This window comes from Pseudoalteromonas sp. Scap06 (assembly GCF_013394165.1).
Taxonomy (GTDB): domain Bacteria; phylum Pseudomonadota; class Gammaproteobacteria; order Enterobacterales; family Alteromonadaceae; genus Pseudoalteromonas.
Genome location: NZ_CP041330.1, coordinates 2995746 through 3019174, shown reverse-complemented (window position 1 = coordinate 3019174; position 23429 = coordinate 2995746). Strand labels below are relative to the sequence as shown.

At 39.2% G+C, this 23429-nt stretch carries 23 protein-coding genes and 1 tRNA gene; 15 read left to right on the top strand and 9 right to left on the bottom strand.

From position 1 onward, the window contains the following. Positions 1 to 49: 49 nt before the first annotated feature. From hflK to FLM47_RS13930, 4 genes are all read left to right on the top strand, one after another. Positions 50 to 1219, top strand: a complete 1170-nt coding sequence (hflK, locus tag FLM47_RS13945) for an FtsH protease activity modulator HflK (protein ID WP_010391686.1) — start codon at positions 50 to 52, stop codon at positions 1217 to 1219. Between the two features lie 5 nt (positions 1220 to 1224). Next, positions 1225 to 2103 (top strand): protease modulator HflC, encoded by an 879-nt coding sequence (hflC, locus tag FLM47_RS13940; RefSeq protein ID WP_010391687.1) that lies wholly within the window; start codon positions 1225 to 1227, stop codon positions 2101 to 2103. Positions 2104 to 2311: 208 nt separating this feature from the next. Then, on the top strand, positions 2312 to 3625 hold the full coding sequence (locus tag FLM47_RS13935) for an adenylosuccinate synthase (RefSeq protein WP_010391689.1): 1314 nt from the start codon (positions 2312 to 2314) through the stop codon (positions 3623 to 3625). A 123-nt stretch (positions 3626 to 3748) separates the two neighbouring features. After that, positions 3749 to 4387, top strand: coding sequence for a tetratricopeptide repeat protein (locus tag FLM47_RS13930; RefSeq protein ID WP_010391690.1), 639 nt, complete (start codon positions 3749 to 3751; stop codon positions 4385 to 4387). A gap of 43 nt (positions 4388 to 4430) precedes the next feature. On the opposite strand, the gene FLM47_RS13925 is transcribed toward FLM47_RS13930, so the two are convergent. Next, positions 4431 to 6290: a sodium:proton antiporter gene (locus FLM47_RS13925; protein ID WP_010391691.1), complete on the bottom strand. Its 1860-nt coding sequence runs from the start codon at positions 6288 to 6290 to the stop codon at positions 4431 to 4433. A gap of 864 nt (positions 6291 to 7154) precedes the next feature. On the opposite strand from FLM47_RS13925, the gene proB reads away from it, so the two are divergent. Both proB and FLM47_RS13915 read left to right on the top strand, forming a co-directional pair. Next, on the top strand, positions 7155 to 8261 hold the full coding sequence (proB, locus tag FLM47_RS13920; protein WP_010391693.1) for a glutamate 5-kinase: 1107 nt from the start codon (positions 7155 to 7157) through the stop codon (positions 8259 to 8261). Beyond that, positions 8258 to 9505, top strand: coding sequence for a glutamate-5-semialdehyde dehydrogenase (locus FLM47_RS13915; RefSeq protein WP_010391694.1), 1248 nt, complete (start codon positions 8258 to 8260; stop codon positions 9503 to 9505). The genes proB and FLM47_RS13915 overlap by 4 nt, the downstream gene beginning before the upstream one ends. A gap of 178 nt (positions 9506 to 9683) precedes the next feature. On the opposite strand, the gene FLM47_RS13910 is transcribed toward FLM47_RS13915, so the two are convergent. Then, positions 9684 to 9759 (bottom strand) — tRNA-Ala (locus tag FLM47_RS13910). A 165-nt stretch (positions 9760 to 9924) separates the two neighbouring features. On the opposite strand from FLM47_RS13910, the gene FLM47_RS13905 reads away from it, so the two are divergent. Further along, a complete protein-coding gene (locus FLM47_RS13905; RefSeq protein ID WP_138622667.1) occupies positions 9925 to 10311 on the top strand; it encodes a hypothetical protein in 387 nt (128 codons plus the stop codon). A gap of 1 nt (position 10312) precedes the next feature. After that, entirely contained in the window at positions 10313 to 10813 is a 501-nt protein-coding gene (locus FLM47_RS13900) for a prolyl-tRNA synthetase associated domain-containing protein (RefSeq protein ID WP_178956677.1), read from the top strand. Here FLM47_RS13900 and FLM47_RS13895 read toward each other — a convergent pair. After that, positions 10780 to 11928, bottom strand: coding sequence for an MFS transporter (locus FLM47_RS13895; protein ID WP_178956676.1), 1149 nt, complete (start codon positions 11926 to 11928; stop codon positions 10780 to 10782). The genes FLM47_RS13900 and FLM47_RS13895 overlap by 34 nt on opposite strands. Before the next feature lie 194 nt (positions 11929 to 12122). Here FLM47_RS13895 and FLM47_RS13890 point away from each other — a divergent pair, with 194 nt between their 5' ends. From FLM47_RS13890 to FLM47_RS13875, 4 genes are all read left to right on the top strand, one after another. Next, positions 12123 to 12662 (top strand): DUF2058 domain-containing protein, encoded by a 540-nt coding sequence (locus FLM47_RS13890; protein WP_036980338.1) that lies wholly within the window; start codon positions 12123 to 12125, stop codon positions 12660 to 12662. A 174-nt stretch (positions 12663 to 12836) separates the two neighbouring features. Next, a complete protein-coding gene (locus FLM47_RS13885; protein WP_036980337.1) occupies positions 12837 to 13160 on the top strand; it encodes a c-type cytochrome in 324 nt (107 codons plus the stop codon). A gap of 134 nt (positions 13161 to 13294) precedes the next feature. Beyond that, positions 13295 to 14062, top strand: coding sequence for a class II aldolase/adducin family protein (locus FLM47_RS13880; protein WP_036980336.1), 768 nt, complete (start codon positions 13295 to 13297; stop codon positions 14060 to 14062). Between the two features lie 27 nt (positions 14063 to 14089). Further along, positions 14090 to 15265 carry a mandelate racemase/muconate lactonizing enzyme family protein gene (locus FLM47_RS13875; RefSeq protein WP_054202652.1) on the top strand — a complete coding sequence of 392 codons (1176 nt, stop codon included), beginning with the start codon at positions 14090 to 14092 and terminating at the stop codon, positions 15263 to 15265. A gap of 33 nt (positions 15266 to 15298) precedes the next feature. Here FLM47_RS13875 and FLM47_RS13870 read toward each other — a convergent pair whose 3' ends face one another. From FLM47_RS13870 to FLM47_RS13860, 3 genes are read right to left on the bottom strand one after another with little or no spacing between them, the layout of a single operon-like run. Beyond that, entirely contained in the window at positions 15299 to 15994 is a 696-nt protein-coding gene (locus FLM47_RS13870) for a hypothetical protein (RefSeq protein WP_178956675.1), read from the bottom strand. 27 nt (positions 15995 to 16021) lie between these two features. Then, positions 16022 to 17056: a hypothetical protein gene (locus FLM47_RS13865; protein ID WP_178956674.1), complete on the bottom strand. Its 1035-nt coding sequence runs from the start codon at positions 17054 to 17056 to the stop codon at positions 16022 to 16024. A gap of 55 nt (positions 17057 to 17111) precedes the next feature. Then, a complete protein-coding gene (locus FLM47_RS13860; RefSeq protein WP_138604959.1) occupies positions 17112 to 17747 on the bottom strand; it encodes a hypothetical protein in 636 nt (211 codons plus the stop codon). A gap of 214 nt (positions 17748 to 17961) precedes the next feature. On the opposite strand from FLM47_RS13860, the gene FLM47_RS13855 reads away from it, so the two are divergent. Together FLM47_RS13855 and FLM47_RS13850 are read left to right on the top strand one after the other, a co-directional pair. Continuing rightward, the gene (locus FLM47_RS13855; RefSeq protein ID WP_138604958.1) at positions 17962 to 18354 is read left to right on the top strand and encodes a hypothetical protein; all 393 of its coding nucleotides are present in this window, start codon (positions 17962 to 17964) and stop codon (positions 18352 to 18354) included. Between the two features lie 23 nt (positions 18355 to 18377). Continuing rightward, complete coding sequence (locus tag FLM47_RS13850; RefSeq protein WP_178956673.1) at positions 18378 to 18710, top strand: hypothetical protein; 333 nt, start codon at positions 18378 to 18380, stop codon at positions 18708 to 18710. A gap of 46 nt (positions 18711 to 18756) precedes the next feature. Here FLM47_RS13850 and FLM47_RS13845 read toward each other — a convergent pair whose 3' ends face one another. Continuing rightward, positions 18757 to 19719, bottom strand: a complete 963-nt coding sequence (locus FLM47_RS13845; RefSeq protein WP_178956672.1) for an FHA domain-containing protein — start codon at positions 19717 to 19719, stop codon at positions 18757 to 18759. Positions 19720 to 19840: 121 nt separating this feature from the next. Here FLM47_RS13845 and FLM47_RS13840 point away from each other — a divergent pair, with 121 nt between their 5' ends. After that, positions 19841 to 22387, top strand: coding sequence for a serine/threonine-protein kinase (locus FLM47_RS13840; protein ID WP_178956671.1), 2547 nt, complete (start codon positions 19841 to 19843; stop codon positions 22385 to 22387). Positions 22388 to 22395: 8 nt separating this feature from the next. Here FLM47_RS13840 and FLM47_RS13835 read toward each other — a convergent pair whose 3' ends face one another. Together FLM47_RS13835 and FLM47_RS13830 are read right to left on the bottom strand one after the other, a co-directional pair. Next, entirely contained in the window at positions 22396 to 22875 is a 480-nt protein-coding gene (locus tag FLM47_RS13835) for a hypothetical protein (protein WP_138604954.1), read from the bottom strand. A gap of 170 nt (positions 22876 to 23045) precedes the next feature. Next, positions 23046 to 23426: a hypothetical protein gene (locus tag FLM47_RS13830; RefSeq protein WP_178956670.1), complete on the bottom strand. Its 381-nt coding sequence runs from the start codon at positions 23424 to 23426 to the stop codon at positions 23046 to 23048. Positions 23427 to 23429 lie beyond the last annotated feature (3 nt).

Below are 23429 nucleotides of genomic sequence, written 5' to 3'. Positions count from 1 at the left end.
AGATTTAACACAATTTCCGAATTTATTTAGATAACAATGGAGTATAGCTATGGCCTGGAATGAACCGGGTAATAATGGCAATGACAAAGATCCGTGGAATAACAAAGGCGGACGTGATCAAGGCCCACCTGATTTAGACGAGGTGTTCCGTAAATTCAGTAACAAGTTTAACGGCTTATTTGGCGGTAAAAAATCCGGCAATGGTAGCGGCGGTGGACTTGGCGGAGCCGGTATTTCATTTGTACTTATTATCGCTGCAATTGTATGGGCGTTAAGCGGTATTTATACGGTGAAAGAAGCTGAGCGCGGCGTCGTTCTTCAATTTGGTAAGTTTGACCGAATTGCAGATCCTGGCTTGCGTTGGAAAATGACCTTTGTTGAAACGGTTATTCCAGTCGATATCGAAGCTGTTCGCTCGTTATCAGCATCAGGTTTTATGCTAACCGAAGATGAAAACGTAGTAAGCGTTGAATTTGAAGTACAGTATCGAGTAATCGACCCTTACTTGTACAAGTTTAGTGTCACTAACGCTGACAGCAGCCTTGAAGAAGCATTAGATAGTGCGCTGCGTTATGTTGTTGGCCATTCAAAAATGGACCAAGTACTGACAAACGGCCGTGAAGTTGTACGTCAAAATACTTGGGATGAGCTAAATCAAATCATCGAACCTTACAACTTAGGTTTAATCGTAACTGACGTTAACTTCAAGGACTCTCGTCCACCAATGGAAGTTAAAGATGCGTTTGATGATGCAATTGCGGCCCAAGAGGATGAGCAACGCTTTATTCGTGAAGCAGAAGCGTATGCCCGTGAAATTGAACCGCGTGCGCGTGGTCAAGTGACTCGTATGACGCAAGAAGCTGAAGGTTACCAAGAACGTATTACTTTAGAAGCGCAAGGTGAAGTGGCCCGTTTTGAGAAATTACTTCCAGAATACCAAGCAGCTAAAGAAGTAACACGTGAGCGTTTATACATAGACACGATGCAAGAAGTGCTAGGTAATAGCTCTAAAGTGTTGGTTGATGTTAAAGGTGGCAACAACATGATGTACCTACCACTTGATAAAATCATGGAAAAACAGGGTTCATCAACACGTATTGCTTTACCTAGCTCAAGCGATATAAACGATTTACGTAACAAGGTAAATACGTCACGCAACAGCACTGTTAATAGTGGTAACGATCGCTTTAACAATGATCGCTTTAACGACGGGAGATAAGCGCAATGAAAAACTTTAGTTTAGTAATCCTATTAGCCGCCATTGTGATGTCTTTTTCGTCGGTGTTCGTGGTCTCTGAAGGGCAAAAGGCGATTGTACTTTTATTTAGTAAAGTGCAAAAAGACAGCGATGATGAAGCTGTAGTTTATGGCCCGGGTTTACACTTAAAAGTCCCATTTTTTAGCCAAGTACGTCGTATTGATGCACGTATTCAAACACTAGATGGCACACCAGATCGCTTTGTAACTAGCGAGAAAAAAGACTTAATCGTTGATTCGTTTGTAAAATGGCGCGTAAACGATTTTAGTTCTTTTTACCTGCGTGCACGTGGTGACAAGCAATATGCTGAAACACTGCTTAAGCAAAAAGTAAATAATGGCCTACGTACTAACTTTGGTACGCGTACTATTCGTGAAATTGTATCTGGTGAGCGTAGCGAGCTGATGGAAGAAGCGTTAGTACAAGCATCTGAAAGTGCTAGTGAGCTGGGTATTGAAGTACTTGATGTGCGTGTTAAGCAAATTAACTTACCACAAGAGGTGAGTAGCTCTATTTACCAACGTATGCGCGCTGAGCGTACTGCAGTTGCTAAAGAACACCGCTCTGAAGGTCAGGAAAAAGCAGAAACAATTCGTGCAGGCGTTGACCGTCGCGTAACAGTAATGCTTGCCGACGCCGAACGTAATGCTCGTTCTGTTCGTGGTCAAGGTGATGCTGACGCTGCTGCGATTTACGCTAGTGCTTATAATAAAGACCCTGAGTTCTTTAGCTTTGTTCGCTCTTTAGAAGCTTACAAGCAAACTTTCAAAGGAAAGCAAGACGTGATGGTGTTATCACCGGATAGCGACTTCTTCCAATACATGAAAGGCGCGAAAGCTCAGTAATCATAGCTTTAGTTAAACTTGAAAGCCCTGCAATTGCAGGGCTTTTTGTTATCTGATTTTTAAGTTTATAAATGACTGTTATTTATGTGATTATTAACGAAACACTGATGTTTACTACCCGCACGAGGAAAAAATAAGCTAAACGGGGTGAACATTGCTTTAGTTTTCTGGTAAAATCTCGTCCTAATTTTCTCTAAGTGAATTTGCAATGGGTAAAAACGTTGTTGTACTAGGCACCCAATGGGGTGACGAAGGTAAGGGTAAGGTAGTTGACCTCCTTACAGATAAAGCATCTTTAGTAGTTCGTTATCAAGGTGGTCATAACGCAGGCCATACTTTAGTGATCGACGGTGAAAAGACAGTTCTACACCTTATTCCATCGGGTGTATTACGTGACAATGTTAAATGTGTGATTGGTAATGGTGTTGTTTTATCACCAGAAGCGCTAATGAAAGAAATTGGCATGCTTGAAGAGCGTGGCGTACCTGTACGTGAACGTCTTTTAATCAGTGAAGCATGTCCGCTAATATTGCCTTTCCATGTTGCATTAGATGTAGCTCGCGAAACTGCGCGTGGCGATAAACCAATCGGTACAACGGGTCGTGGTATCGGTCCAGCGTACGAAGATAAAGTAGCTCGTCGTGGTTTACGTGTTGGTGATTTATTCAATCCTGAATTATTTGCTACTAAGTTAAAAGAAGTATTGGAATACCACAACTTCACATTAGTTAACTACTACAAAGTAGACGCTGTTGACTTCCAAAAAACGTTTGATGATGCAATGGCTGTTGCTGATATTTTAAAAGCAATGGTAGTTGATGTAACTGAGCTTTTAGATCAAACGCGTAACGCCGGTGACAACATCTTATTTGAAGGTGCTCAAGGTACATTACTTGATATCGATCATGGTACTTACCCTTATGTAACATCTTCAAACACCACCGCTGGTGGCGTTGCTACAGGTGCGGGTTTTGGCCCATTACACCTTGATTATGTGCTAGGTATCATTAAAGCGTACACAACACGTGTAGGTTCAGGTCCTTTCCCTACAGAGCTTTACGACGGTCTTGATAAGCAAGACCCAGTCGGTAAGCATTTAGGTGACAAAGGCCATGAGTTTGGTGCTACTACAGGTCGTTTACGTCGTACAGGTTGGTTAGATGCAGTGGCTATGCGCCGTGCAGTCCAAATCAACAGCATTTCAGGATTTTGTTTAACTAAACTTGACGTTTTAGATGGTTTAGAAACACTTAAAATCTGTACTGGTTATAAGCTTGAAGATGGTACTGTGACTAACGTGACGCCATTAGCAGCTGAAGGTTACGATAAAGTAACGCCAGTATACGAAGAAATGCCTGGCTGGTCTGAAAATACAGTGGGTGTAACATCGCTTGAAGGCTTACCTAAAGCGGCAATTGATTACATTAAACGTATTGAAGAAATCACTGGCGTACCTGTTGATATTATCTCTACAGGTCCTGATCGTGTTGAAACGATGATACTTCGTAGCCCATTTGCATAATTGGGTTTATGTTGAAAAAAGCTGCCATGTGCAGCTTTTTTTATGTCTGCAGAAAAGTGACGCTATTAATAGTGGAACGATCTTTGTATATTATTTGGTAAGTTTATTTTTAAAGTGGTTAATATGCGTTTATCTTCTCGTTGCTCAGTGTGGTCATTATCACTACTTACACTTTCTTTATTTAATATAAGCAATAGCTTAGCTGAAGAAAGCCCTGCAGCTGTGCCGCTGTATACTGAATCTGAGTTAATAGCTTTAATTAATGAGAACACTCATCTAGCGCGCGTAAAGGCAGATAATTGCCAGTTAGTGCAAGATATAGAAGCGCGAGCCAATAAAATGGCATTGCCATCATATCAATTCCTATACGGTGATATGCTCGCTTATAAAGTGTGTGTTGAGCGCGATGTTGCTTTAGGTGTATATTACATGAAAAAAGCGGCTGAGCAGGGTTTAGCGGCTGCATTAGAGCAACTAGGTCGCTACTACGACGTTGGGCGGTTGGTCCAAAAAGACAAAACCATGGCAATAACCTACTTACGTGAGGCGTCAGCGCAAGGCAATTTAAAAGCGCAGTTACGATTAGTTGGTTTGTTTAATCAAGGTTATGGTAGTCCAAGAGATTTTGAAGATGCTTATCGTTGGTTGTTTAACACCACGGTAGCTGATAAAGCGACACATAAAAAAATAGAGCGAGCATTAACTAAACTTGCTGAAAAAATGCCAGCCAGTGTCGTTACCCGCGCGCGCTTACCTATGTAAAAAAGCGAGAGTGCTTTTGCCGCACTCTCGCTTTTTTTAGTTATTACTCGTCTTTTTTATTGTCTTTGACTTTGTTATTGGCAGGATCTTTTAATAGCGATATTTTAGGCGGTTGCAATGCAACTACTCGTTCACCCTCTTGTGGTGGCTTTTCCATATCACTAGTAAAAGGCCTCATTTTCACTGGAGCGTCTTCATCACTGTCTTTATCCCCTTTGAGAATAAACAGTGGAATTGCTTCAGGGTTCATTTCTAAATACTGCTGCCAGCTAAATTCTTCAGATATTCGTGTTGCACTCACTTTACCGCCTTTGGCAATAACGCTGCTTAAGCGTGCATATGCTCCGTTTTCACCAAACAGAATTTGTCGTGATAAGAACGTCGCGCTGTCTTTATTTGCTTTAGCATGTGATGAAGATGAGCGTAGTGAAAATACATTTTTTTCATTCAATAAATGAGAAAAATACTGCACCCCTAATGCGTTATGATGACGATTAGGTGAAAGCGCTAAAACACTGCGAATAGTGGTTAAAGGTAAATAGCGTTCAGCATGCTCAGATTGTGGATTACCGTAATAACAAGGCAAACCATCCATACGTGCCATTTTACAGTTTTCCCAAGCAGGATCTGATAAGTGAACGGGAATGTTTTGTTCCTTTAAACCACGAGCAATAGCACGAGATACATGGTTGGCACCAATAATTAAAATAGTATTAGGGGAGGGCTGGCGCACCCCTAGCAACTTAGCAACAGGGATAGCCGTTAAGCTTTGCAGTACCACAGTGACGATAATAACCGTGAATATCAATGGCACCATTTTCTCAGCATCGGCTACACCGGCTTCTATCATACTTAACGCAAATACAGAGCCTACGGCTGCAGCAACTATACCGCGAGGCGCAATCCAAGCCAGCACCAAGCGAGACTTCATTGGTAAATCGGTGCCAAAGGTTGAAATAGCAATACACAACGGGCGCGCAATAAATAGCACAATAGCTAAAAATATAAACACGTCGCTATCTAGCATCATTAAGTCAGATAATTGTAATCTGGCAGCGAGTAAAATAAACAAGGTTGAGATCAAAATCATCGACAGATCTTCTTTAAACTCAAGCACCGAATCTATTTCTAGGTCATCTTGATTAGCTAACCAAATACCAAATACAGTCACGGCCAATAATCCTGACTCATGACTTAAATGGTTTGAAATCGAAAAGCTAATTAACACTAACGCTAAAATGCCAAATTTATGTAGCTCAAATGGCAACCATTCGCGGCGCATCAGTTGCGTTGTGATCCAACCCGAAACCACACCAATACTTAAACCAACCCCAACGGTTTTAACTAGTGCAATTATAGTGTGACTAAGTACTTCACCTTGGCCAACTAACATCACAGCTTCAAATACTAATACCGCAAATAAAGCGCCAATAGGGTCTATGACTATGCCTTCCCAGCGTAAAATACGGTCAATATCTTGAGTGGGTCGCATTGAGTTAAGCAGTGGCGCAATAACCGTCGGTCCGGTTACAACAAGCACAGCGCCAAGCACTGCTGCGACTCGCCAATTTAACTCTAATAACCAATAGGCACTTAAGCTAATAACGACACAGGTCATAAGCATACCAATAGAGCAGAGGTTTCTTACGACTTTACTGATCCCTTTAAGCTCCCGAAAATGCAGTGTTAAAGACCCTTCAAATAAAATCACAGCAACGCTTAAAGACACCACAGGAAAAAGTAAATCGCCTAATAAGGCATCTGGGTCTAATACGCCACTAAATGGCCCTAATAAAAGCCCAGTAAGCAACAAAAACAGAATAGCGGGTACTCTGAACGCCCAGGCGACCCATTGGGCTAGCACCGAACACAATGCAATACCGGCTATATAAATTGCTGACATAGAGTAAAAACTCCTTAATATTAATAATGTTTAAAAGTATAACTGTTACCTACCAGTAGTACAGTGGGTATACACGTGTAAATTCAATTTAGCTAATAAATAATACTTATTTATTTAGTGTTAACGTCATTTTCTAAAATGTTATCAAATTTATAGTCTATATAATTCATATTTATAGTAGTCTAACCACATGATACTTAATACAAAAAACACTAGCTTTAGTAGTGTCGACCTATTCAGCTTGAATTTTAGCCTTGATCTAAGCAGCTACTTTAACGTATTATACTTCGTGTTCGAATAATTAGTTATCTAATCAAGTTTGTAGTTTAAATACTAGATTATGTTAGATATAAACATCTTAACTCTCTTACTGATTGTTTTTGCTTTGTTTTGTTATATTTGAACACACAATATCATTTACCGTACTCTTTGGTATGGTTTTGCTCAAAGTGTTTATTTGCTCAATGCAGATAAATAAAAGTTTGAGTTGAACTATTACCTTTCAATATTTAATCCCCATCGTGGCGATTAAATCTCGGTCCTTAAGTCATCACCCTATCTGTTGGTGTACCAGACTTAAGAGGCTCTATGTATGTTGTTAATAAAAAGGCCGCACACAGCTTTTTACAGCGATACATAAACAACACTTTATATTTTTTTAGTTAGTACGATCCGATTTATTTATTGGGTTAATACTATTTATTTTTTGCATCTCAATTTAAAACGCTAGTTTTAGAGACGGTGTACGTGTGTGTAAAAAGTGTGGGCAATGATAAATAAATTCGACGCTGTGTTTATAAACATGGCGACCTGGTTTCATTCATCTATGTGATGAATACAAATTAAATGGAAAGTTGAGCACTTATGCAAAAGTTAAATTGGCGACGTATCGTACTTAAAGTGGGCAGTGCCTTAATTGCACCCGATCAAGATGGCTGTCGTTCACGTTATTTATTAACCATCGCACAGTTTATTGTCCGCTGTCGCGCACGTGGAATTGAGGTTATTTTAGTTTCATCTGGTTCTGTAGCGGCTGGCTCACATTTATTTCCATCAGACCAACCTCGTTCAGTGGTAATGAAAAAAGCGATGGCTGCAGCAGGGCAAACAGAAATGATGGCCATGTGGGATCGTTTCTTTGATTTTCCATCAGCACAGCTATTATTAACTCATGGTGATTTACGTGACCGTGAGCGTTACCAGAGTATCCGTGAAACCGTATTTACATTGCTAGAACACGGCGTGCTACCTATCATTAATGAAAATGATGCAGTAACAACAGATGATTTAAAAGTGGGTGATAACGATAATTTATCAGCCATGGTTGCAGCAGCCGCTGATGCAGATGCATTAATGATTTTCTCTGATGTAGATGGCTTGTATGATAAAAACCCAAATCTGCATGACGATGCCGTATTATTGCCTGAAATAAAATCAATTGATGATTCTATTTATGCTATGGCAGGATGTGCTACCAGTGCGGTAGGTACAGGTGGTATGAAAACCAAGATTGAAGCGGCAGAGAAAGCCACTTCACATGGTATTGCAACTTACATTATTAATGGCTTTAAAGAAGAAACCTTTACTCGCTTGTTAGCCGGTGAAAACCCAGGTAGCGTATTCTTGCCTTATGAAAAACCAATGCAAGATTCTATTCACTGGATGACACATACCGCCAATGAGCAGGGGGAAGTCGTTGTTGAAGGGTCATTTGATGACTCATTAGAAGGTGAAGACGGTTGCTTACGTGGCGATGAGATCAGAGAAGTACATGGCGAGTTTGCTGTGGGCGATACTATCTTAGTTCGCAGTGAAGATGGTACGCGTTTAGCTAAAGCCACAGCAAATTACAGTAGCTGCTTGTTAAACTTTATTGCAGATAACGAGCAGAGTGAATTCAGCGAAAAAATGCAGGATTCGATTGGACCAATTATTTCAGAAAAAGATATCGCATTATTGGAGAAGTCATGAGTTTAATTACGGATATATCACGCCAGGCAGCAAAGGCTGCACATACACTTGCTTTACTCGATACCGAGACTAAAAACAAAGTGTTAACCGATATGGCAGCGGCATTAAGAGAGCAAAAAGAATTTATAATCAAAGAAAATGAAAGTGACCTAAGCGCAGCACGCGACAATAATTTAGCAGCATCAATGATTGACCGTTTAACATTGAATGATGAGCGTATTGAAGCCATGGCTGAGGGTATCGAAGTGATTGTTTCATTAGATGATCCTGTTGGCCAGTTACGTGACATTACTGAACGCCCAAATGGTATTAAAATTCGTAAAATGCGTGTACCACTTGGCGTAGTATGTATGATTTATGAAGCGCGTCCTAATGTAACGGCTGACGCAGGTGCATTGTGCTTTAAGTCAGGTAACGGTGTTATTTTACGCGGTGGTAAAGAAGCGCTGAAAAGCTCACAAGCCATTGCCAGTGTAATGCATAGCGTGCTTACAAAACATGGTCTACCAACTGCGCTAATTTCAGTGATTCCTGATCCTGACCGTGCTTTACTAATGGAATTGATGCAACAACGCGATAGCATTGACTTAATCATCCCTCGTGGTGGTGAAGGCCTAATTAACTATGTTACTGAAAACAGCACAATCCCAGTTATTCAGCATTTTAAAGGCGTTTGTCATTTATATGTAGATAAAGATGCTGATTTAGAAGTAGCACTAAATTTACTGCTTAATGGTAAGACTCAGCGTACTGGTGTATGTAATGCACTTGAGGGTTTAGTGGTACACCAAGATGTAGCTGATGAGTTTTTAAATCTGTGTGCAGTTGTACTTCGTCAAGAAGGTGTAAAAATTAATGCTGACGCCAAAGCGGCTGAATATTTTGATAATGCCACTGTACTTGCTGATAACGAATTTGGTGAAGAGTACTTAGACTTAGAGTTAGCAATTCGTATTGTGCCAAGTTTTGATGCAGCCGTTGAGCACATTGCTCAATTCGGTTCAAATCATACTGAAGTTATCTGTACTAAGGACGATGCGGCGGCAGAGTTATTCCAACGTAGTGTTGATGCGTCGGTTGTTATGGTTAATGCGTCATCACGCTTTTCTGATGGCTCACAACTAGGCTTAGGTGCAGAGATTGGTATTGCAACGACTAAGTTACATGCTTATGGCCCTATGGGACTTGAGTCATTAACCACTGAAAAATATTTAGTTAATGGTGTTGGTCAAGTTCGCGAATAACTAACCCAACTCAATAAATAATAAAAATGCCGGGCTTTGCTCGGCATTTTTGATCTCGATTTAGCAAAATTAAACACTTAAGCAAACAAAGAGATTAAAAAATACAAAGCATTATTAACAGAGAGGTTTATTTAGAATATAAAAATAAGGATATTACTTAAAGGAGAGGGTAGGAAAGTGGTGGAGCTAAGCAGGATCGAACTGCTGACCTCCTGCGTGCAAGGCAGGCGCTCTCCCAGCTGAGCTATAGCCCCACATTCCTAATTTACATGTACTGTAAATGCTTAAGTGCTGAGTCTTAAGCGGGGTGAACTTTAAATATTTTTACGTTTTCGGTCAAGTATTTTTTCACAAATTTTTCCGTTTTAACTAATTTTTGTTAAACTCAGCCTCAATATTTACTAAAACGACAATACATAATGAAAAAATACGCTTTAGTTTTCATGATTTTCCTTTTTGGCTGTGCCAGCTCGGTAGATGAGCCTCCCTATGAAATTAATAATCAACAATTTTATGACACTGTTGATGATCAAGGTAACAAGCTTTTTGCCTATGTGGTCTCTGTAAAGGCTAAGAGCCGTGAGCAAATTAATATTAATAAAAAGCTAACCCGAAGCGATGTAAAGCGTTTTGCCGAACAAGAGCACTTTGAAGAGTCGAGCGTGCTTAAGTTACAATTAGAAGATCAAGCGGTAGAGTTTCTTAATAAAGAGCTTGCACAACGTAACTATTGTGCAGATAAGCATGAAATAAACGAAGTGCTATGGCGAGATTTAAGTGTGCAATTAAGAGGGCGTTGTTTGTAGTATGTTAGCGGATAAACAAAAATTAGCGACGGTGTTAGCCCAACTTGATATTAACTATGACGTGATTGAGCATCCAGCGTTGCATGGTAGCTTAGATGCTGACGAGCTGATGGTGAATCGCCCAGGAACACGTTTAAAAAATCTTTTTTTGCGAGATAACGAAGGTAAGCGCCATTTTTTAGTGATCACCGCGCATGATAAACAACTCGATTTAAAATCGTTGTCTAAACAGCAAGGGCTATCGCGTTTAGGGTTTGCCTCTAATGAGCGCTTGGCTAAGTACTTAAAAGTTGCACCAGGTTGTGTGTCAATGCTCAGCTTAATGAACGATAAGCAACGAGATGTAACGCTTTGGCTTGATCAGGATATTTGGTTTGGCGATTTATTTCATTGCCATCCATTTGAAAACACCCAAACGTGGTTATTAACTAAGCCTGATTTACTGCGTTTTTTTGATTTTACTGAACATCAGCCGCGGGTGATGTTTTTACCCTCGCGCTGAGCCCACAAAATAAGACCCAGCCCACATAAGCAAACCGCAAGAAGTGTTGCCATAAATGCGGTTTGCCCGTGTGCTTGATAAACCACCCCAGGTAATAACGATCCTAGTGCGCCACCGCTATAATAAAATGACACGTAACAACCATTAGTAACACTCGGTGGAGCGTGACTAATTTTATTAACCAATGGTGCCGCTGTTGAATGAATTACAAACATAGCGCCACAAAAGAGTGTGAATGCAATTAAAAACAACATCAGTGAATGACTCATTAATAACACAATACTGAGGTTATAAAACAGGAATACCAATGCCAATAAGCGCCAAGCTGAGGTCATTTTTTTTAATAACCACGGGGTAAAAATAGAGGCTAACGCGCCAATTAAATAACCACTATAAACTAAGCCAATGTCGCGGGTGTTATTAATTAAAAAGGTATTTTTTAAAATAAAAGGCAAGTAGTTTAATAATGCGGCAAAGCAAAAAAACATACAAAATATGGCACCATAAAGTTTAAGTACCGAGCCTTCTTTAAGTTGTTTCATATAATCTAAAGGTGATAACACCTCACTAGAGCTACTCAGGACAAAGCGTTTATGGGGGATGCTAAGCGAGAGTATTATCAACATGGCAGCAATTAAGTAATAAAAACTTTGCCATGACCACAAGTCGCTAAAGAGCGCAGCCAATATTCGGCCAAAATAACCACCGACAATAGTACTACCAATATAAAGAGTCATATTTTTTTGTAATGTATCGGCTTGATAGCTCATACCAATATAACTGGTCATTGCGGTTAAAGCGGCAGGTAAAGTCAGCCCTTGTAAAAACCGAACAAGTAACAGTAGCTCAAAACTAGGGGCATAAATAAATAATAAACAGCCGACACCGAGTAATAACATTGCGATGCGTAAAATTAATAATGGGTTTCGCTTGGCTAGAAACAACCCATACACCAAAGGGGCAATGGCTAAAGGCAGCATAGTGGCAGTCATTAAGCTGCCTGCAATGGCAGGCGCTACATTAAATTCGGTGGCAAATAAACTTAATAATGGCTGTGGTGCGTATAAGACAAAAAAAATAAAAACAGAACAAAGGAGTAAGTGAGATAAGCGCATTGACTGCCGTTAACATTGCTTATTAGTTGAGTCGCATTATATACAAAACTGCTAGGGTTTTCATAAATTAACCTTTATTGCGCTAAATCATGCTTTGTTTTCAGTAGTTTGTTAGATTAATACCAATAGCGCTGTTATTTACGCTCGTTGGTGATTAAAATAGCATTAATATTCGTTTTTAGTGGGAACACGCCATGGGGTCACTACAAGAGCAATTGCTCCAAGCTGGTTTAACAACATCACATAAAGCCAAAGTTGCTAAATCAGAAAAGCGCAAGCAACAGAAAAAGCAAAAGAAGGGAGCGACAAGCAACCCAAATGATTTGCAAAAGCATATTCAGCAAACCAAGCTTGAGCAGCAGCAAAAAGCCGAAGAGCTTAACAAAACGCGCCAAGAAGAATTAAAGCAACGTGAGCAGGTAGCCCGTGTTAAGCAAATTTTAGAGCATCACAATCAAGAGTCAATTCGTGGTGAGCGTACCTTTAACTTTACTTATGAAAATAAAGTAAAGGGCCTTGATGTGAATGAGCAAACGCAAAAGGCGCTCTCGGGCGGACGTTTAGCAATTTGTGTATTAGAAGGCCAGTTTTACGTATTAGAAGACGAGCCTGCACGCAAAGTGGCTGAGGTTGATGAAAAGTATATTGTGTTTCATGTTGAACCTGAGAACAAAGCCAAGGACGAAGACGATCCGTACGCTGATTTTGAAGTACCAGACGATCTTATTTGGTAAGGTGTTATTAAGTATCTGCTCAGCTAAGGCAAGCTAATATTTGTTTTATGAGGGATACACGTATTTGTTCTGATTGATCGTCAAACCTTATCAAGGACGTATGCTTTTTAAAGATTTATTGACTACAATTATCACAACCGTTTTTTTTAACCGTAAAAAAGAAGAGTAAATACAATGAGCAAGATAAAAACACTTTTATTAGGCGCGGGTATTGGTTTAGCCGCAAGTTTTTCATTTTCAGCCGCCGCTGCTGATGGCGCTGCACTTTATACCGCTAAAAACTGTCAAACATGTCATGGTGCAGATGGTAAAGCACCTATCATGGCGATGTACCCTAAGCTAAATGGTCAAAACAAAGAGTATTTAGTAGCGCAAATGAAAGACATTAAGTCAGGCGCTCGTAACAACGGTATGTCTATGGCAATGAAAGCAATGGTTGCGACTGTGACTGATGAAGAGTTTGAAGCGATTGCCGATTACCTATCAAAAGTACAATAATCGCTAACGAAACCTTAAAAGAGCCACACCTTTGTGTGGCTTTTTTATTTGGTGATTGCCATCATGCGAATACTCATTTAGACTTCTAAACATCTACTATTACTAGCGTTATGCTGTGTTTTAAAAGGCTTGTTATGTTTGATTTACCCCAGCTCGATTTAAAAAATAAAGTATCAGAACAAGAGTGGCAACTACGTGTTGATTTAGCCGCATGTTATCGATTAGTTGACCATTTTCGTTGGGGGGATTTAATCTATACGCACCTTTCTGCTCGCCTACCGGGTACGGATCATTATTTAGTAAACGCGTTCGGTTTAACGTTTGATGAGATCACTGCATCTAACTTAGTTAAAGTTGATTTAAATGGCCGCATTATTGACGACACTCCATTTGATATTAACCCTGCGGGGTTCACCATTCACAGTGCCATTCATGAAGTACGCGAGGATGCCCATTGCGTAATACACCTACACACTAAAGAAACCATTGCAGTTGCAACACAAAAAGAAGGGCTGTTACCGTTAAGTCAGTATTCGATGTTTTCATTACCCTCTCTGTCATACCATGGTTATGAAGGCCTAGCGGTGAATGATGATGAGCGTAAACGCCTGCAAACAGATTTAGGTAGCACCAACCATATGCTATTGGTGAATCATGGCGGCTTAACGGTAGGGCCAACAGTTGGTGATGCGTTTATGCGCTTTTATGACCTTCAACGTGCCTGTGAAATACAGTTAGCTATTCAATCAAGTGCACAAGAAGCGATTGCAGTACCACAAGCTATTATTGATAACATTTATAATCAAGCGAACGTTGTTCACAGCGGCAGTACTGGGGGGCAGCTAGCATGGCCTGCCATGTTACGAAAAGCGTATCGTCTTGACCCAAGTTTTGCAAAATAACCGATAAAGGTTAATAAGGAATTTTTTATGAAAGTAAATCGCGTTGAAGTCTTTGACATTCATTGTCCTGAGCGTCCTGCATGGACGCCGGTATTTGTTCGCATTCATACCGATGAAGGGATTAGCGGTGTAGGTGAAGCCGGTCTTGCTTATGACTTAGGTCACAGCGCTGCCGCTGCGATGATCAAAGAAATGGCCGATGCCTTTTTAATTGGCCATGACCCGTTTCAAACTGAAAAACTATGGTCACGTATGTTGCGTGAAAGCTTTTGGGGTTTAGGTGGTGGGCCGGTAGTTTATGCTGCAATGAGTGCGATTGATACTGCGCTTTGGGATATAAAGGGTAAAGCATTGGGTTTACCTGTGTATCAGTTGCTTGGTGGTAAAGTTAACGACAAACTACGTACTTATGCATCGCAGTTACAGTTTGACTGGGACAGTGAGTTTAAAGCGCTGGTACAGCCACAAGAATATGCCGAAGCGGCACTAAAAGCAGTAGCGGAAGGTTACGATGCGGTAAAGGTTGACCCAATTCAATACGATAAAGACGGCAACACCTATTACGATCGCACAAATATTATTTCTCGCCCAGAAATGAAACTATACCGCGCTCGTATGCAGGCTATTCGTGAAGCTGTGGGTGATGAAGTTGACATTATTTTTGAATGCCACAGTTTACCTGGTGCGACATCAGCAATTCAAATTGGTGAGATTGCAGAAGAATTTGATTGTATGTATTTTGAAGAGCCGGTGAATTATTTAAACCACTCATTACATGCCAAAGTGGCTGATAAAGTGGCTGTGCCTATTGCAGGCGGCGAGCGCTTATATAACCGTTGGGGCGTGCGTCCATATTTAGAAGATCAAAGCATTGATGTACTCCAGCCAGATATTGGTTTATGTGGTGGCTTTACTGAAACTAAAAAAGTATGTGATTACGCAGATATTTTTGACGTGCGTATTCAGGCACACGTGTGTGGTGGGCCGGTTGCAACCGCGGCAGCATTACATTTAGAAACAGCAATCCCTAACTTTTTAATTCATGAACATCATACTTATGCGATTAAAAAGTGGAACAGAGAGCTGTGCTTACAAGATCCACAACCTAAAAATGGCTTTTTTGAAGTATCAGAAGAACCAGGCCTTGGGATTGAGCTTAACGATGAAATTGTAATGCGCTCACAACGTGTTGAGATAAAGTAAAAGCGTTTGTGTAATGCCCCGTTAATCGGGGTATTACCTGATTACTTTGAGGCGATTGTTAATGTTTAAGATGGCTTCACATTCGGTAGTATCATTAAATGAAACGAGTACAGCTCTCTCTAGCCATGATTCGCGGTCAATTATTTCTCCCCATTTAACGGAACCAAAAGATAAATAAAACTTAAAAGGTGGTACAGGCCACATAAATGCCAAATTAGGTTGGGTATTAACTAAGAATAACCCTGAACCCGAAAGCCCTATTCCAATACCTGCAGCAATGTGAGGGGATGTAGTTTTTGAGTTAGGTACTTCAGAATCACAGTTGATCGTTATTTGATCATTGTTGCTTTTTTCAAGTTTGCTAAAACAGTAAGTTAGCTGCTTTTTATTATATTGTAATGTCGTACATCCTTTTTCAGGCGGGTTAATGTCAAGACATTGAGATGCAGCGGCGTTTATTTTAATGCTTCGACTTAATGATAAAAAATTAGGTTCCCTAACATCGCAAATAACGCCAGATTGTAAATGTCTTCCAGGTTGTGACCAAATAACATTGAAGATATCGCTCCATGAAAATCTTATCATCGTATTTGGTTCAGCATATTTGACCATCCATGCAAGTGTATAGAATGAACTATTTTGGGCTTGCTCTTCAGGTAAGGCCATAAATACACAAAAACTAGTTGCATTGCTGGAGTTATTTTTAACTTTTAAAGTATAGTTAGTCATTGCTCTGGCACACCTTCCTAAAAGATATCAAGCCCACTTAATTGTAAATAATTCTGCAATATTGATTGGACGTGTTTCAAGGTCACCCTCTGTCGTGATCTGAGTTTGAGTACTCGCTGCAAGATTAACACCATAGGCTGGACTTCCTTTTTCAGGATTAAGCATATTCACAGGCTTAAAAGTAATGGTATGTTGATGCTCTTTAAATATATCGGGCTCTGTTGTACCCACTAGGTCACCAATATTATTCGAATCACCTGACATTTTACGTTGTTTGGCATTTTTATCTCTACCGGCTGAGTTATCCCAAGCACGGCTGAAATATCCTCTAAAATCAGGTAATAAAGAAAATTCACCTTGCTTGCCGAAGCGATAGTTAATAACCGAGTTTAGCCGTGTTTGATCACTGTTCAATGCAATTGGTATAGTACATAGAGGTAGTTCTTCTGCTGGTGCTTGTTCTGTTGCTACGTACTGCTTTCGCTCACCAATGACACCTGCAACAATACAAGGCAGACTAGCTAAAGCTATATAGCCCTTGTTTGCGAATATTTTTTTTACAGAAATAACGACAGACGGGGAAGAGCACGAAAGTTCAACAAAAACAGTTTTTGCATCCATTGCAATTTCTAATTCGGTAGATATATTGAGTTCTTGGCTGTTTTGGATTGTGTATGTTCTTTGGGCATATGTAATACCGTCTGACAAGCAAAAGTGTAGCTCGCCTGTTCCTTTAACATTTAACTGTGCCACACAGCTAATGTGTTCAGAGCATAGAGTTTCTTTCCATCTTGGAAACTCGTGAATATTTTGTCGAAAGCTCATTGTGGCGTTTTCTTCTGTACTGGTAACGATTCGACAGCCGTTATTTTCTGAACTAATTTGTGAACCATTACCTGGATCACTGTATATCCAGCCATCGGGGTGGTTATACTTAATAGGTTGTGTATTCGTTTGATTACTAAAATAACGAAAGTCGTAGTTATACACTAAGTTTTTTTGTTGCATTGCAAATAATAAACTATCTATATCATAAGTATGTTGATTATCTAGAGCAGCCATATCTGATTCCCTCCAATTAATGTGTGCGCCATTAATTAGCGCACACAAATTAGCATTAATTTAGTACTAAAACATTTTGGCTATTTAAGGTTGCGCTCTGCGTTAAAATTCCTTGATATGGAATTTCGAGAGCTCTGCCACTGTTCATGATTGTTTGCGTATCTAAAATTTCGCCAGTTTTGAAGTTACCAGCAACAAGGTAATATTTAGGCTTGGGTGTCCATGTTAAATTCATATTCGGTTGCGTACTGACTAAAAAAGTCCCCGCACCACTCATAGCAATACCAATACCCGCAGCAGCTGATGGAGTGGTGTTTGAATTAGGTACTGTCTCGTCACAATTTGTAAAAATACTGCCACTATTACCTTTTACAGGAGAGCTCATGTTAAAGGCATCATTAACATTGTCGTAGCCTAAAGTGACTGTATTCGCACCATCTAAATCAACTCGTTTTGACTGTGATGTTTTACAGATAACGCCAGGGCGAAGCTCTTGACCTGGTCTTGACCAAATTGCACTGTAGTCAATTTCCCAAGCAAATTCGGCAGTTGTTCCTTGATATGCATACTTGCTAAACCAAGCTAATGTGAATACATTACCGCCAACATCTAATGATGGCTTTTCTTGGAAAATTGCAAATCGTGTTGGGTTAGTTGAGTCGTTTTTAACTAATAATTTATAAATAGACATCCTCGTTTCCTTTTAGTTGTGTTACATCGTGTAAGTAAGTGTGTACTTGGTATGTCAACCAAGTCACCAAAAGATAGGTCTTCTAATTAGAGATTGTTATTACGAAGTATTACCTGCACTGTGTAATACTTTGTTATGGAATATTTCTCCCTAGTATCTAGATTGAGAAAGGAAGAGTGACTTCCTATCAATTTAGATTGCAAAGGAGACAGTAATGAAATTAATTAATTCGGTTATCTATAGCAGCTTTATCAGTTACCTATTTATTTCTGCAACTCAGGCAGCTGCAGACCCAATATGTGATGTAACAGCACAATCTTTTGCTCATATTCAGCAAAGGCATTGCACTGCAGGTGTACAAGCCAGTCAATTTTTGCCTCAGTATTGTGCAACAATTCAAGATGCACAACAATTTTGCGAACAAGTACAAAATGCAACTAATAAATCACGAACAGTACAGCCTGATTCTCGTATTAGGTATGATGCTAACCTAGGGATGGTAGTTGGTACTCAGCAAGAGAAGTGCGCCCGCTTGATAATTAAGCCAAATGGAGAGGTTGTTACTCAGTTCCCTGAACTAAATGGTGCACCGGGAAACTGTTTTTAATGTCAATTTTGGAATAGATAATTATGAGAAAGGTCGTTCTATCATCTACAACATTTCATCTCGATGAGCCTGAATTTCAATGCTCTTTGACAGATGAGCTTTGGCATGATGGTTATGAGTATATAACTATGTTAAATGATGCTCCTATACTACAGCGGTTTTGGAAGCATCAATACGGCGTAGAGGCTGAAAATCCAATATCAGTTAGTATGCTTAATCAGCTTACTGAAGAGCTTGATAAGTGTATTGCTTGTTACCCTATGGAAGAGTCGCTTGTGGCATTTAGCCTTGAATTTAAATCATTGATAAATAAGGCTGTTCGCTACAATTGTTCGCTACAAATAATAGCTCAGTAATCGACCAGTGAATGGCTGTAGCTCAGCTCGTTGCCACAGCCATTTCTTAATTTTTAGGCTCTGTTGATTCACAATTCGCCCCCTTTACAATTGTAAAGCACGTCCCTGCAAAACGAACTTTACCTCGTTTACGTTCAATCAAAATATCAGCAGATAATATATTATTGAAAGAGTCCATAAACTGTTTTCGCGCACGGTGGATCTGAATATTGACATGGCTCTCATTAATACCGAGATCGCGTGCTAATTTCTTAACTTGTACCCAGCCCTGTACATCAGGCTCAAATTTATTTTTGATATCAGTCAATTTATTACGAGCCAGCAATAAAGTAAGATAGTGGTGAGAGCGAACATCTAGGTCAACTAATTTATTATGTTGCCTTATTTTTAATTCGGTTTGCTCTTCATCTAAGCTTAAATTGAACATAAATTTAAGGTTATTAATAGACGTAGGACTTAAATTCAGCGTGTTTTCTTGTGATGCCATTTCTGCTTGAAAAAACTGCCACTGCTGTTCTGCGATTATTATTATTTGGCCATCTTTTAAGAGTGTTAATTGGTGAGTTTCTGTATTTTCATAACACCAAGAGAGTCTCTCAGGGTCGTAATAAATAACAGCTTTGGGGTGTTGGCTATCGGGTAAAAAATGATAAGGTTCGAGCAACATACAATGTGTATTTGTTCCATTGACCGGTAGTAAAAGGTCTCTTGGTGGATCGATAGAAGTTAACTGGTAATCTAAGTTATTTATTTCTGAAAAGCTGATGCGATCATTTAGGGCTAATACGGAATTGGTTTGCTTATCAAGTCGTTTACCGTTTAGCCAAATACCATTTTTGCTTAAGTCACGAATGTACCAGTGTGGTTTAACCCACTCTATTACAGCATGAATACGTGTCACTTCTGGGTAGTTTAATAAGGTGTCAACAGAGTGGGCTAGCCGACCAAAACGATGAAAGTCGCGCAGATAAAAGCTCATATTTGAGTTTAACTTAGTCAGTATAGCCATACAGCTCTCTTTTGGTCTTTTAGTAAATAATATTACACTATCATATTGTATATATTGACTTTGCATTTAATTAACATTAAATACTAGACTAATTATTTACATATGATGGATCGAACAGTTTGTGTTAGAGGATTATTACAAACAAATACAAGTTTTGGCGCAAGGAGGAATGAGTACGATATACCTTGCAACAGATCTAGAGTTGAATAGACAAGTAGCCCTCAAAGTTATGAAATTAGCTGGAAATAATACTGAGCGAGCCATCAGCGAAGCAAAGTTAATTGCAAGCTTAAATCACCCAAATATAGTGCAGCTTTATAAGATAATTCATCGGGATGAACAAATTTTATTAGAAATGGAGTATGTTAAAGGAACGACCTTAGCCCATTTAATGAAAGAACAGAGTCTCACTCTTACTAAAAAATTAGAAATACTTATTCATATCAGCGATGGCCTAGCTGCAATTCATGATAAAGGCATACTACATCTCGATTTGAAACCTGCCAATGTATTAGTTAGTGATGAAGACACAGTTAAAATAACAGATTTTGGTATCTCAAAAATTAAAGGAGCTGAAGCGACAAATATAGGCACTGATTATGGCAGTTTAAAGGCAATGTCGCCTGAACAATTGAATAATCAAACTATGGATTTTCGTAGTGATTTGTTTTCACTAGGGCTAATAGCTTATCAATTATTAACAGGCTACCATGCCTATTCAAAACAAGCATCGAGTAATATAGGGCAAGATTTAGCAAAACAAATAATGTCATTTCCTTGTAGCGCAAGTTATGAATCGATCAAAGAGTTATCTGCTGATTTAGTGCCTTTACTTAAACAATTATTAGCATTCAAAGTTGATAAACGACCTGAAAGCGCTCGTGCCGTAGCATCTCAGTTTAGGCGGATTTTAGACTCACTTAGTTTTGAAAGCCTGACTGTCGATGTTAAAAGCTATCAAAATAATAACAACGTAAGTAAACGTTTTTTCAATAGAAGATTATTTCTTACTGTGGCTCTTTGTCTGTTATTGATCGCGGGGAGCTGGCTTTGGTATTCATCAAAACCGATAGAGAGGATAGCTTTGATGCCAGTAGAATTTACAGTGAGTAGCCAAGTTACGGATACACAAAAGCGCTTACTTAGTCTTGGCGTCAAAGATGCAATAACCGAATATGTACTTGCGGATCGCAAGTTTGCTTTAATTTCGAGCAAGGAAGTTACACAAACACAATTAATACTTGGTAATGATGCAGGCCTAAATAATTTAGCTACTGCGCTAAGAGCTACTAAGCTACTGATTCCTGTATTAGATTGTAGTCTTTTGTCTTGTGACTTTACACTAAACGAATTAGATAAAAACGCCACAATGGTAGGCACAACCCGAAGTGCAACAAATAAAGAAAGCTATCTAAATATTTATAACTCAACACTATCTTCAATACAAAACTTGCTTAGCCCAAGCATCCTGTCAAATAGGGAACTGTTATTGTCAGATGAGTTTATCAGGCAATATGTATCTTTAGTTACCCTAACTGCGAATGATTTAGGTAGTACTCAAAAGCAACGTGCCATGGCTGAAGCCTTGTTATCGCAACAGCCAGATTTTAAGCCTTTATATCCTTTATACCGAAAAATAATTTTACGACTTTATAAGTCTTCCAAAAATGTAGCGCTCATAACAAAGTTACAATTTCAACTTGAACGAGCGCCAACTTCATACAGTGACAGTCCTGCTTATTTAATTGACCTACTTGAAATATATCAACAAACGGGGGAGCACATTAAAGCCGAAAAAATTATTAGCAGAATTCAAAACTCATCATTAGAGGAATACCAAAGAGAAACTATTTTGGCTATTTATTTTAAGCGTATAGGTCGCCTTGAAGAATCTTTAAAGCATGCGAAAATGGCATATAAAATAAGGCCAACTTTATTAGCGACAAGAAACCTTGCAATAGCGTATCTCACATCGGGGAAACGTGCTAACGCATTAAAATATTTAAAGGAGGTATTAAGTTATAACCCTAACGATATTGTAACGCTAAAAACAGTCGCTGATGTATATTTGTTATCGGGTGACTTGAAGGCTGCAGAGAATAACTACCAAAAACTGATAGATTCGGGGCGGCAAAGCGCTTCTATTTATAGTAATTATTCAATTACTCTTTCTCTACAAGGTGAGTTTGTCGATGCATTAAATTTTGCTCAAAAAGCGATGATGTTAGATGCCAAAACAACTACCTTACAACTTAACTATGCCGATTTACTTCATTTTAAGGGCCGCTTTACAGAGGCCGAAAGCTTATATTTAGAAGTCAATAAGCAGCTTGATTCTTCGTCGCAGAACGTTGCAGAACAACTTGAAAAAGCACAAGTGTTGATTCATTTAGATAGAAATCAACAAGCAATGAACCAGATTGAACAGCTGTTAGCTACTAATTCTAATTTGGCAGAGGCATACTTTATTAAAGCAATGCTACAAAGCTTGTTGAATGAAAAATACTCGGCGTTAGCATCAATAGAGCAAAGTATAAATTTGGGGTGGAGCCCAGTTTTTTACCGTTTACAATGGTTTAAGGGGTTATGCTCTGAAAATAAGCTGATGAGCTTAATAGGTAAAGAGCATTATAACTTTTTATGTCCAGTAAAAAATAGCGCAGAGTAAGCTCTGTACTAGTGTGGCTCCATATCTTCAATTATAACGCGTGGGTCTTGCGAAAAATAACGCATAAGAGAGTTAACGTCAGTGCTCTTTTTTGCAATTAATCGAAAATTAATTTCATAATTTGTACGTTGATCCAACTGCCCTGATACTACTTTTTTTGGATTCTCAGCCAATAGTTTGTTCAACTCCTGAGATAAGGCTTGATGCGGTAAAATACTAGAAATTGTAATAATTAATGACTTCCCTTCATTGGCAACAAGGCTATTTAGTTGGTAACTAAAGTTATCTTTAGCATCTGAAAAATAGCTGCCATTTTCAGAAAAAGTCCACTCCGATTCGTTTGCTAACTCATAATATAAGTTCAGGCTTCCACCTGTAGTGAGTTCTTTATAGTTGATTTTAATATCTTCAGCGCTAGAGCCTGATTTAGAAATAAACTCCCAAGAGTCATTTTCGTTTGGGATAACGCGAAAGCTAAGATCGTTCATGATAAAAGTCCTGTTTTAAATTTAAAATTTCTTATTTACTCCATGAGCATTTTAACTATAGATGTAATTAAGTATTCCACCAAAAAATAACAATAATTATTTTTGTTCAGAAAAAGTAAAAAAGCTTAACAGGCTTGAGAAACCACGTTCGGCCAGCGCTCTATAATATATTAGTATATCGCCTTGCAACTAACACCAGGTAGTGGCTCAGTAGCTTTACTATCTAAATGTCGGATAAAACATTGCTTACCTTTAATCATTAGTTCAAACTGATCCGGCATATTAAGCTGCTTGCCCATAATCGGATTTCCCTGAGGATCTTTATGATTAAGTCGCTCAAGCGTAACTGTGCTTGAGGTGACAAAAACATCGTCGGCTAATTGAACCTGTGAGCTATGTAGCAGTTGCGTAATCGCATCGGCTACTTTAGCGCTATTCGGCTCAATTAGTAACGCATGCTGTAGCTTAGGTGTGGGTTCTGAGCTTTGTGCTAAGCAACCCGTTAACCCTAATGTCGCTGCAGCCATGCTTATTGCTAATAATATGTTCATTGC